This is a genomic window from Flavobacterium circumlabens, from assembly GCF_004345565.1.
In the GTDB taxonomy this organism is placed as follows: domain Bacteria; phylum Bacteroidota; class Bacteroidia; order Flavobacteriales; family Flavobacteriaceae; genus Flavobacterium; species Flavobacterium circumlabens.
Genome location: NZ_SLWA01000003.1, coordinates 424,348 through 436,165, shown reverse-complemented (window position 1 = coordinate 436,165; position 11,818 = coordinate 424,348). Strand labels below are relative to the sequence as shown.

Here is an 11,818-nt window from a genome sequence, read left to right as displayed (position 1 = left end):
AAAAAACCTGCAAACAAAATGTCAGCAGGTTTTCTATTTTCAGTCTTTCTTTTTGGATAATTTTTCTTTTATCATCTTAAGCCTTACTTCAATTTCTCCTATATCTGTAAGAACCGTAGTCTGATATTTTTCCTTAGGTTCATGAATTGCATTTGGATCTTCATTTTCAGAAGCAAAAAGATCGTTCAGATCCACTTCCGGAAAATTCCTGCTTAAACTCATTAAAAATTCAGGGCTCATCTTAGCAGTTCTGTTTAGATATCTTCCAACCATAGCTTCACTAAAACCCATAATCAATCCTACCTCTTTTTGCTTAAGACCCTTCGCTTTAAAGAATCTTGCCAATTTTTCATTATACATCTTTTTTCCTTATTTATTATAAAATAAAACAATTCGTACATTTTTTTAGGCAAAACATATATTTTGTATATTATTTTTCTTACATTTACATTCTAATGCAAGATTAAGTAATAAATATCAAATATATGTCAAAATTAGTAAAAAATAATAAGGATGATGAAATGTATTCGCACAATGAACAAGCCTATAATTTTATAGATGAGCATTTGCCGTATACCTATGTTGAACCAACTATTCAATATTTTAGTCGAAAAGGACAGGAACCACCGAGTAAAACTATTATCAGAAATGTAAGAAATAAAATAATTTTCAGGAACGATATCCTGCTTGCATTAGTCGAGGTAGCCAATGAAAACAAAATAGCTGTTGAAAAAATAAAACTTTTGACCTCACAAAAAGATGCCTGAGCGTTTTACACCAACTAAAGAACAGAATATGCTAACCAAAAATTTAGAAACCTCGAATTCTCCTGTAAAAACAGAATTAATCAATTACAGTCATCTTCAGTAAAAAAAAAGTCCGGAAGATCTTAATACAAAGGAGATTTACAGTGATATTGGAAACCGCTATACGGAATGTCACCGGAACAATACATGGAAGGAATCAGGTTTCATAATGAATATTTTAATAAACTTAATTAGCTGTAAGCTGAGGAGAAATAAAAAACCACTCCTAATTTGGAGTGGTTTTTTATAAATCATGTGCTGAAAATTAAAGTAGATTAAAAAATTCCCATATTTTCAGGTTTAATCGTAAATCCCAGACGTACCATGCTTTTATGTTCCTGATAATCAATCAAACTTTCTGTATATCCTACAAACCACTGCAGTGTGAGATAATAATTTTCACTTTTATAAGGTCTCCAGTTTACCTGTGTCTGCAACGATCCATAATTAATAAGACCACTTCCTTTCCTGAAAAGAATATCTGCGCTCCATCGTCCCGGCTGTATCTGATAAGTGGCGCTCGCTTCGCCGTAGCCCACATATTTGGTAAGCTCCGGATTATCGTCCTTATCAACGAGCGGAATCCATCCTCTCAATCCGACAACCCATCGTGGCGAAATTTGTGATTTTAAAGAGAAGGCAAGCATGTTCCAGGTTCTGGAATAAATAGAATCCCGACCGTTTGATTCGTGTTCGAATGAGACTGATCCATACGTCAGCCTTCCGCCTTTTAAATAAAACGGACGAACAAGGGCCACGCCAGGATTAAAATTAATTTCCGAAAAGGGTTTTGAGCTTGCATAAATATCCCAAAAGGCTTTTTGGGTGTACATTAAATACGGGAAAAAACCGCCCCATAATGGCTTTGAGTTCAATCGCAACTTAAAACTTACCTGGTATTTTACATCGGCATTATCGCGGGTGATATCTGTATTAATGGGTACTCCTGTTAAAAAATAATTGTCTTTGTGAACAGAGAAACTAGGTTCCTTTAGAAGCGAGTCTGCGGCGCGGAAATTTTTTTTAGGCTCTACTAGTTGTGAATTTGCAGTGATTGAAAACAAAGAGAAGCAAATCAATAGGTATTTTAAATACATTCTTTAGGGTGTAAATTGGAGTTATTTAAATTTTTAGCACTAATCTAAGCCATTTCAACGACAACTATTAACTCAATAAATACAAGAGTTAACCCAAAAACCATCTGCCTGCTTTCATGCATCAATTACAAACTAATCCCGTAATCTGAATATTTCATCCAGTTCGATAACGGAGGTTCCTGCAGGGAAGACTGTTGGCGCTTTTACTAATTTTTCTGCCAGAAGAGCCGTTGGCATTGGCCTGAATTTTCGAAACAAGCCTATCGCATTTACACCTTTTAGTATATAACCCATTATCTTTTCGCCAAATCGATCTGAACCTGCTCTCAGTAACAGACCCGGTCTGAATATAATGTACTGCTCAAAATCAAGCCGGGTAATTTTATCCTCGAGTTTCCCCTTTATCTGCGAATAGAAAACCTTGCTTTCCGAAGAAGCTCCGAAAGCAGATAACAGGACAATAGAAGAAACTCCATTTTCTTTAGCGAATGTGGCAAAAGCTGCCGGAATTTCAAAATCTATCTTCCATTGGTTTTCTTTTGTACCAGCGGCCTTTAGCGTTGTTCCCAAACAAGAGAAGAGAACATCTCCAACAATCAGATCCTTATATGTTTCCGGACTGGAAAAGTTAATAACATGTTCTACGAGTTTCGGATTTTGTTTTCCTGTTGGCCTTCTTACAAAAATGGTAACCCTTGTATAATTCTGGTCTGCCAGAAGTTCGTCAACCAGCAATTCTCCGGTTGCGCCTGTTGCTCCAATAACGAGTGCTTTCATAATGGTACTTTATAAATAATAATTTCTACTAAAATATATGGAATTTAAGAATTAAAAATCAACTGTGTATAATTTCACCGGATTGGCTTTGCCTCTTAAAAATATTTCTCCCTGATCCTTATATGTGACCGGTATAGTTTCAGGCAATACCTCTTTCATAGCCTCTGAAATGACAAAATCATGATTCAGCTCATTGCATTTGTATTATTCCCTTTTTTTAATACATCGCTTAAGAAGATAAAAACAGAATGTTAAGTCTAAAAACTTATCATGGCAATATTCAAAGATACCTCTTCATTTAAAATACAATCAGAATTTAAAGCGATAATTTCAAACCAATTAAATTGTTACGGGCTGTCTGTACGTTTCCCAATCTGTATATCCATGATTTCCCAATCCGTAATGTAAGTCGCGATTTGGTTTTGTTAATTCCCAGTTGTTTTGCAAACGTTCCACCAAATCCGGATTTGAAATAAAGGGTTCTCCAAAGCCGGCAATATCAATTATTCCGGCATTGATCAACTGCTCTGATTTTTCCCTGTCCATACTTCCGGCAAGAATAATTATGCCATCATACCAGGAACGGAAATGTTCGGTAAACCCATCCGGCAAAGCATGACTCCCTTTTGATTGCTGGTCCATTAAATGAATATACACTATATTTCTTTTCTTTAATTCCTGCGCCAGATATTTATAAGTTGCTTCTATTTCATCGTAATGTGGCAAGTCTCCCAAACCACCGTAGGGTGTTAGCCTGATACCTACTTTTTTATTTCCAATTGCCGCTATTGCAGCATCAATAATTTCCAATAAGAACCTGGAACGGTTTTCAATACTCCCTCCATATTCGTCGGTACGGTTGTCTACAAAAGGATTTAAAAATTGTTCAATCAGATAACCGTTTGCCCCATGTATCTCTACACCATCAAAACCTGCTGCCACAGCATTTTCAGCGGCTTTGACAAAATCATTGACGACACCTTTCACTTCACCTGAGGAAAGGGCTTTAGGTTTTGATGCCGGTACAAAACCTTCAATGCCATGTTCGTTATACCCCCATGCCGAAGTATTTTGCGCCTGAATAGCTGATGGGCCTACAGGAGCAATTCCGCCTGGCTGATTTGAGGTATGCGACACCCTGCCTACATGCCACAATTGCGAAAATATGGTGCTGCCTTTTTCGTGAACTGCCTGCGTTACGCTCTTCCAGCCTTCAACTTGTGCTGCGGTATATAAGCCGGGAATATAAAGTACTCCTTTTGCTGTTTTGGATATGGCAGTTCCTTCGGTAATAATTAAACCGGCACCTGAACGCTGTGCGTAGTAAAGAGCATTATTTTCGTCCGGAATACCAGCTGCATTTCTTGCTCTCGTCATTGGAGCCATGGCAATGCGATTCTTTACTTGTAAAAAACCAATCTCTGCGGGTTTAAAAATATCTGTTTTCATAATCATTTCGCTTTAAATATATTTTTGTTTTTTGATGATTTTGATAGTGAAGAAGGTCTTCTTTCTCCACTATCCAATCACCTTTAGGCATTACTTTTTAACTAACCAGTTTTCGACCGCTTTTGAAAAATCGGCTACATCAATCGGATGTCTGCTGGTTATGATGTTTGCATCGGTAACAACAGGTTCATCAACTACAGTTGCACCGGCATTTTTCAAATTTACCTGAATGTTCCAGTAGCCTGTTAGCTTTCTTCCTTTCAAAATATCAGCCGATGCCAATACAACCGGAGCGTGACAAATAGCGGCTATTAATTTTCCGGCCTTGTTGAAATCCTGAACAAATTTTATGACATCTTTATCGTATCGAAGATTGTCCGGATTCCAGGCTCCACCCGGAATAAATACAGCGTCATAATCACTTACTTTGATCTGATCAGCCGTATGATCGAATTTTATCCAGCCAACCGGTTGTAAGTATTGAATAGCCATTACATGTGTTTTAGACATCTCCGGATATACCAGTCCGTATCTTTCCGGAGCCGGATTGTATTTAGGCGCAATGATCTCTACTTCTGCTCCCAATTCCTTAAAGTACCAAACGGGTCCTGTCAATTCAATTTCCTCAAAACCGTCTGATACGATAACGGCGATTTTTTTCCCTTTTAGCGCTGATTTATTTTTTACAGGTGTAAAGAAGAAAGCTTTCAAAGCTTCATTTCCCGGCGCATCCAACAATTTTGATACGGGCATGTTGACAACCGCAGACTGAGTAGACAATTTGTTTACTATTTCTAACTCGTTAGCATAATTTACATTCATTTCTTTAGTTTTTATTATGGTTTGACCTTCTGCTTGTACTACAGCAAGCATACTCAATGCCCCTGCTGCGATAATTTGTTTCATTGTTTTCATTGTTTTCATTTTTTCAGATTTAAAGATTATAGTAATTGTGTTTAAAATTTAATTTTTGCTGTTATTCCCGAATGAGTGGTGCAAATTCGACCAGATGATGAATTCCATCCTGAAACGGCTGTTTTTTTATACTCGTATTCAGGTAATCCAGCACTGGCTGAATGGGCGGAAAGTTCAGATGATACTGGAACGCGTCATTACTTCTGAATTTTTCAAAGGTTATAAACTGCGTGGCATCTTTTTCTGATTGTGATAATTGATAGGTGACAACACCGGGTTCACTTCGAAACTGAGGCATGGCTACGTGATAAAGCTTTCTGAAATTTTCTTCTGTACCAGCCTTTGCCTCTACAAAAAGCATGATGGTAAGCTGTTCGTCTTCTGCCTTGCTTGTTCTGCGCCATTCCTTTTTGGAAATGGGCTCTAAATCTTTTACACAGATTATTTTTTCAGGCTTTGCTAAAGCTGTTTTCGCTACTATTGTTACCGCGTTTCCTTTTGAATTCTTCCTGAATTGCTCCAGTTCTTTTTGATTGTTCCAGCGTTCAAACAGCCAAATCACCGCTTGATTTTCTTTTTCGAAATACGCTTCTGCCATTATATTTCCCTCATTTGAAAGAGCAGCTGCGACATACTCTTTCAGGGCTTTTTGAAATTTTTCCTGATCGCCTTTTTTGACTTCGTAACGGGTAATTCGGGCCGCCATTTCTTGATTTTTAAGCACTTCAGGAATAGCTTTTGCTGGAGCATTACCTGAATTCTGTGCTGCTGCAAAGGGGTTGCTCCCTAAAAATAAGGATGTTACAATCAGTACAATCCGTAAAATCGAAAGTGATGTTTTTATGGTCATGGCTTTTGCTTATTGGTGAAAATTCTTTTTAAAAATGAAGACTCCCATATAATGAAATAATAAACCGGTTCCCCAGGCTGCAGTCTGCCAGACCGGCCATAGGTACGTTCTGTCTGTAAAAAACCACAGCAGCCAAAGGGCAGGAATAGTTAATACAAATACCAATAAGTGAATTTTAAAACCTTTTTTAGGTTCGATGTGAGCATTCGTATGCTCTTTTGCTAAATGTTTCATGATGTTTGATTTTTAATAATTGCATTATTTTATTTAAGCTGTTTTCCTAATTGTTCTGTTTTTTTCAGCCATTTATTGCGCAGGCTTTCTGTTGATTTCCTCATAAAACCAAAAGTGGAAAACCGGATAGGATCAAATCCCACGTAGCCGAACACGATATCTTTGAGTATTTGGTATTGTGAGGCACGGTAGATCAGATAGAACCACCATTTTGGAGTGTCCATAGTAACAAGGAGTCTTAAGCTTTTTCCTTTTAAAAGTTTTTCCGGGAAGATTTTTCCGGAATGATGTCTGAATGCGAAATCCGGCAGAAAAATCCTGTCTATAAATCCTTTAGTAACGGCAGGCATAAATCCCCACCAATTCGGATAAGAGAAGACCACATGATCGGCCCACAAAATCAGCTCCTGTGCCTGAATCAGATCTTTTTCAAGTGATACTGTTTCTCCCGTTTTATATCCGTCAGACAGATTTACATTAAAATCGAGTCTGGATATATAAATGGTTTTGCAGTTGGCTCCTGTAGTTTCTACTCCTTTTCTGTAAGAATCAAGCAATGCATTGCAAAAAGAATTTTCAGAAGGGTGTCCGAGTATAAGTAAGATATTCGTTTTCATAGCAGTTCATTTAATTTGACACTGCAAAGATTTTAAATAATCAAAAGCTACTCCTGACACAAATGTGTCAAAAAACTATTGGTGTGCTAGTTTTTGACGAATTCGGGTAAGTGTTTGTCTTTCGATTCCAAGAAAGCTGCAAAGATGGGAGATCGATATTCTGTTAAACAAAGCAGAATGGTGCTTCGTAAAATCAATATAGCGTTCTTCTGCCGTTTGAAATATAAAGCTTTCAATACGGGTCTGCTGGCGTTTTAGAATTTCTTCGGCAATTAATCGGCCGTATCTTTCAAAACCGGGCAACTGCCCGTAAATCCATTGCAAATTTTCATAAGAAATACAAACCATAGTGGTGGGCTCCAAACACTGAATCGAATATTTGCTGGGCTGTTGGGTTATAAAAGAAGGATAGTGTGTCGCATAATAGCCTTCAGAATAGAAGCCGACCGTAATTTCATTTCCATCGTTATCTATAAAAGAAGAACGCACAAGTCCGCTTACGACAAAACCAATTGCTGTCTGCACCTTTCCGGACTGAAGAAAAAAATCTTTCTTATTTAATGTTTCAAAAGTATATTTTGATTCAAACTGAGAAAGCTCATAATCGGGTATATCAGGACAAATTTTCCTGACTGACTGCAAAAATAGGACTGCACCTGATTCCATTTTATTCTAGTTTGAGAAATATATTTTTAATTAGATTTAGTATTGAGTTGATTTTTAGAATACAATCAGAACAAAATAATGTATCCCGAAATTTTATAAATCTGATTTAACGATTGTTTTAAAATTAAAAAACTGACAAGATGCTATTATTAGATAAAAATAATTCAAATAATTGTAATTCAATACTATATAAAGAAAAAAAACAGTCAGTTGAGTTATTTCAGTTGCATCCCGATTGAACAAAATTCAGCTGTAAACTATTTTACCTGCCTGATAGTTCCTTTTTCAACGATACTTCCTGTTCTTTCAGAAGTCTTAGTTTACATTCATATTCTGCCTGCAGTTCCAGGTTATTTCTTTCTATAACAGCTTCTGTTCGTTTTTTGATGATCAGCAATTGCTCCTCTTGCCATTTTTCCTGCATTTTCCCCGTCAGAAAACCGGCAAGCTTTAAACCATTGCGAGCCGATGTATATTTTGCCTTACACTTTTCGAGTTGCGTGGCTATAGTATTTTGCTTCTTTTGGTTCCTCATCAGCTCATCCTCACAGAACTTCATTGCTTTAGATCCCGGACCTTTTGCAGCAGTAATATTATCCGCAGCGTCTTCATCCTGTTGTTGTAAAAAAGCGAGCATTTCGGCCAGTTTTTGATGAGCCTCTTTTGGCAGACCACGCTCTCCCACTGCATACATCGCCCATTGACTTAGCGGCACGATCAAAAGCACCGCCATTTCTTCTTGCTGTATCCCTAATACTTCGCCAATCTTTTTATCTTTTTCCATCACCCACATTAATTTGATTTTCTATTTTATCCCTGTGATAAACTTCTTGTCTATTTATGTCATATTACAACAATTGTGATAACCTTATTTTAATTTTTTAGCATATCACGAAAGTTGTTATAAAGTCATTTTTTGTTTTTTCAATATCACAAAGATTTTATAAGACTTTATTTTGATTTGATTTTGAATCAGTGACAAATGTAGTACATTTATTACATAAAAGTAAGGGGTACCCAAAAAAGTGGCAAGAACAACTAATGCGGAAAAAGTCTAAGTAGTTGCAGAAAAAAAATATTACAAGTGGTAAGAAGTCTGGAAACTTCATATACTAGGGTCGCTTTTTTAGGTGCAGTTAGGAGCGTTTCGTGTATTATTATCAGAAAACTATTGCCATTGCCATAATAAATCGTTTTACAATTTCCTGTCTATCCATGTCCTATTCTTTTGGAAAGTCCATGTTCAGCTCGCAGACTATTTTCAGTTATATTAGTTCCCGGAACGCCAAGATCAATCGTGGCATGTTCTTCTGCATTGCTCCACATTTCGTGGGGCATTCCTGAAACGTAATTAGCACCATCAAGCTTACGATGGTTCATGCCTAATTGATTGTGCCTTGTATGAATCAACTCATGAGCAAACAATAACCATGCAGGGGATAGTATAGCTCGTCCATGCTCATCTTTACTAGGATACTGAGTGTCAGTCATACCAGGTTCTACTCTTAGTATTGAATCCTGTTTAGGGCCTGCAACAGGAGCAGCTAAAGTACCAGTTGCTAATGCCTGCGTTTCTCCAACTGTCCCTCCACCTCCCATCATCGCAATGGATAATGGATGCTTTGGATAAACTTTGACTGCCTTGTCGTCACTGTTAATAGAATGAACCAGTTCACGTCCTCCTGCACTTCCCATCGTACGGTGCAACATACTAAAAATCTCGTTAGAAAAACCTTTAGGCTTCTCATTCTTATCTTCAGCAGTAGCACTATTGATATCAAGAGAACCTGTCCCGGCTGCGATACTACGCCAGTCCTGATGTGTTTGTGCCAACTGTTGTTTAGAAAGAGCTTCCTCACCACGGAAGTAAGGAACCCTGCCTTTACTTATTTCTGTAGAAATAATTTTCTGATGTTCTTGCTGAACTTCATCCAACAAATTTTCAATCAAGAGCCTTAATTGAGTAGATACAGGAGTATTTCTTCCCACATTTATGTTCAAAAACCTATAAGCGGAATGTTCTATAGTATCTAATGCTTTTAATTTATCAGTAGAACTTGATTGAGTAGGTCCTGTAATACTTTCATATATATTATGAAGCATTCTTCCTTTAATAGATTTGGGTTGTCCGGCCTTTTTAAATTTTAGTAAGCCGTTCGTAATTGCTTTAAAAAAAATATTGCTTGTAACACCGCCAGCTCCTTCAATTTCTTTATTAAAACTAGTAGCAGTTCGTAAAAGTTGAATGGGTTCATTTTGAGAAGATTTAAATTGGGCAACCTGATCAGCAGGATTTTTTCTTTTGACCCTTTGATCAAAAGCCATCAATTTCTTCACTTGAGAACTACTATTAATTGCTTCCTGCAATTTTCTTTGCACAATAGTCTCAGGTCTGTTATCCACCAATTGAAAAGCAGACTTGCCGCCAATCCCCTTTTGAGCAACTGAATTTGCTACCGATTGCATTTGATTCTCTCGCGTTTGGTCGGACTGAATATTCATATTTTTCCTTTTCAGTTTTGTTCAGTTGACTAACATGTACCTCTACAAACAAAGCTTTGCACATACAATTAGTAACTATTCGGATTGGTGAAAGCATTTATTCATGATGATTAATAATAAACGAAGACAGCCTGTTTCATCTTACTACATTTTTCTAATCTTTGAATTTTCAACGTAAAAATAATTATTTAGTCAATAGCTATTTCTAGTATAAATACCTGTTTTTTAGTTTTCAGGCAATATAAAAAAGTGATCATCTCGATAAATTTATCTCATCGTTTTCAATACAACAAAAATCATTTTAAGGCTTTTAAAATAAAAGAGACGACCGGTTGGTCGTCTCTTAACTATTCAAACTTATAAATTTATATTCTTTTTTTCAGTTCGTTACATCGCTATTTTGTAACAACACCTCATCCAAACCTATTTATTTTTTTTACCGGCATCATATTAACCCTAAGCTTATTAGACTCAGAACCTTCTGAAAGAAAAACCAAATACTTCCCGTCACTTGTTCTTCTCATAGTCTGTGCCGGCTGAATCATTTTTATTCCTTCTTTTTTTGAAGTATTCACCAGGGTATCTTTTGTTTTTAGCAGATTTCCTTCATTGTCTATCAAAGCAAAAGTGGTCTTTTGAATTTTATTACTTTGCTGAGTTTTAAAAACATTCCATGCTAAAAAGATTTTATCGTCAGAATAACGTCCAATCTGCATGCCCCAACCTGCTGTTTCATCAATTTCGGTATCGGCAGCGTAACTGGTTAACCAATTTTCTTTAATTACTTTCTGTGCACTTGTTCCAATACCCGAAACAATAGCAACGCGAACATCTCTCACTATTTTCTCTGTACTATGGTCCCTTTGCGTAGCATACACAATAGCCAGATTGCCATTGGGTAAATTAATAACCTCTCCCGTGGATGATTTTCTATTATTTTCACCACTGGCACCGGGAATATCATAGTAGTTCAGCCAGTTCAATCTGCCTTTATTAACATCCCAGCCCTCTACGAACAAAGATCGTTTAGGAAGTGCATCACCATGAGCAAGTGCCACATAACGACCATCCGGAAGTGGCAGAAGCCTTTGATCGAAGTTGTGAGAAATATACCAATCCCGCAGGAAAGTTCTTTCGCCAGTCTCGGCTTTATAGAAGCCCAACCAGCCGGCCTGATGCCCTCCGGCCCTGTGTGCCATGTAAACACCAAAAGTATCTCCGGCTTTATTGTAAGTCATTATGGCCTGTCCGGCCTGACCTGTCGCTATATTTGCCGGATCGCAGTCTTTCCATAAATCTATAGTATACTTTACAGTCCCATTACTATCAAAACAGTAAAGCTTTGGATTTTTTCGCAACTGATTATCCGGATTTACATCAGATGTTCCCATGATATAGCGTCCGCCACTGATTTTATCATAACCCAAAAAGCGGGTGTTCCCAAGATTTAAAGCTGCCGGCAGCGGATTCTCTGCCACTATTTGCTTACTCTGCAATGAAATTTTTGTAAAATGCCTGTGCCCATTCAGTGCCGTGTTGCTTCCCTCCCAGTACACATCGATCGTATTATCGTCATTTGCAGAAAAGAAAATACTGGGCCATACAGCGAATGTTGCATTGGCCGCTGAAGTCAGTTCCCTCAAATTCTCGGGTAATGTTACTTCAAAAGAAGAATAGCCACTTAATAAATCAGTCTCTTCAGCCAAACCTGGTTTCGTATGCTCTGTAACAGCTTCATTGTCATCTTTAGAACAAGACATAAAAGCTAAAACGAAGCTTAAAAATAGTATCTTTTTCATTTTCATTATTTTATTTAAAATGTTTAAAAATTTTAATTTAACTCAGCTTAAATTTTCATGCTTTTTTTAAATCGAGCGCAAAGTTATCCTATAATAGCTGTAAAGT

Annotated in this window: 13 protein-coding genes; 1 reads left to right on the top strand and 12 read right to left on the bottom strand. The window is 37.2% G+C overall.

Annotation, left to right across the window (positions count from 1 at the left end; translation table 11 throughout):
* Nucleotides 1–39: 39 nt before the first annotated feature.
* A complete protein-coding gene (locus tag EV142_RS10170) occupies nt 40–360 on the bottom strand; it encodes a helix-turn-helix domain-containing protein (RefSeq protein WP_132035157.1) in 321 nt (106 codons plus the stop codon).
* Nucleotides 361–485: 125 nt separating this feature from the next.
* On the opposite strand from EV142_RS10170, the gene EV142_RS10165 reads away from it, so the two are divergent.
* Entirely contained in the window at nt 486–767 is a 282-nt protein-coding gene (locus EV142_RS10165; RefSeq protein WP_132035154.1) for a hypothetical protein, read from the top strand.
* Between the two features lie 314 nt (nt 768–1,081).
* Here EV142_RS10165 and EV142_RS10160 read toward each other — a convergent pair whose 3' ends face one another.
* The 11 genes from EV142_RS10160 to EV142_RS10110 all read right to left on the bottom strand — a co-directional run bounded on the left by EV142_RS10160 (nt 1,082) and on the right by EV142_RS10110 (nt 11,712).
* Nucleotides 1,082–1,903 (bottom strand): phospholipase A, encoded by an 822-nt coding sequence (locus EV142_RS10160; RefSeq protein ID WP_132035151.1) that lies wholly within the window; start codon nt 1,901–1,903, stop codon nt 1,082–1,084.
* 132 nt (nt 1,904–2,035) lie between these two features.
* Nucleotides 2,036–2,680 carry an NAD(P)H-binding protein gene (locus EV142_RS10155; RefSeq protein WP_132035148.1) on the bottom strand — a complete coding sequence of 215 codons (645 nt, stop codon included), beginning with the start codon at nt 2,678–2,680 and terminating at the stop codon, nt 2,036–2,038.
* A gap of 339 nt (nt 2,681–3,019) precedes the next feature.
* Entirely contained in the window at nt 3,020–4,129 is a 1,110-nt protein-coding gene (locus EV142_RS10150) for an alkene reductase (protein WP_132035145.1), read from the bottom strand.
* A gap of 90 nt (nt 4,130–4,219) precedes the next feature.
* Nucleotides 4,220–5,053, bottom strand: coding sequence for a DJ-1/PfpI/YhbO family deglycase/protease (locus EV142_RS10145; RefSeq protein WP_202978497.1), 834 nt, complete (start codon nt 5,051–5,053; stop codon nt 4,220–4,222).
* 52 nt (nt 5,054–5,105) lie between these two features.
* A complete protein-coding gene (locus tag EV142_RS10140; RefSeq protein WP_132035142.1) occupies nt 5,106–5,894 on the bottom strand; it encodes a putative quinol monooxygenase in 789 nt (262 codons plus the stop codon).
* A gap of 9 nt (nt 5,895–5,903) precedes the next feature.
* Complete coding sequence (locus EV142_RS10135; RefSeq protein ID WP_132035139.1) at nt 5,904–6,128, bottom strand: 2TM domain-containing protein; 225 nt, start codon at nt 6,126–6,128, stop codon at nt 5,904–5,906.
* Between the two features lie 29 nt (nt 6,129–6,157).
* Complete coding sequence (locus EV142_RS10130; protein ID WP_132035136.1) at nt 6,158–6,745, bottom strand: NAD(P)H-dependent oxidoreductase; 588 nt, start codon at nt 6,743–6,745, stop codon at nt 6,158–6,160.
* A gap of 75 nt (nt 6,746–6,820) precedes the next feature.
* Nucleotides 6,821–7,411: a Crp/Fnr family transcriptional regulator gene (locus EV142_RS10125; RefSeq protein WP_132035133.1), complete on the bottom strand. Its 591-nt coding sequence runs from the start codon at nt 7,409–7,411 to the stop codon at nt 6,821–6,823.
* A gap of 262 nt (nt 7,412–7,673) precedes the next feature.
* Nucleotides 7,674–8,195 carry a hypothetical protein gene (locus EV142_RS10120; protein ID WP_132035130.1) on the bottom strand — a complete coding sequence of 174 codons (522 nt, stop codon included), beginning with the start codon at nt 8,193–8,195 and terminating at the stop codon, nt 7,674–7,676.
* 425 nt (nt 8,196–8,620) lie between these two features.
* Complete coding sequence (locus EV142_RS10115; RefSeq protein ID WP_158286318.1) at nt 8,621–9,877, bottom strand: type III secretion system effector protein; 1,257 nt, start codon at nt 9,875–9,877, stop codon at nt 8,621–8,623.
* Nucleotides 9,878–10,326: 449 nt separating this feature from the next.
* Nucleotides 10,327–11,712 (bottom strand): hypothetical protein, encoded by a 1,386-nt coding sequence (locus EV142_RS10110; protein WP_132035124.1) that lies wholly within the window; start codon nt 11,710–11,712, stop codon nt 10,327–10,329.
* Nucleotides 11,713–11,818: the final 106 nt, after the last annotated feature.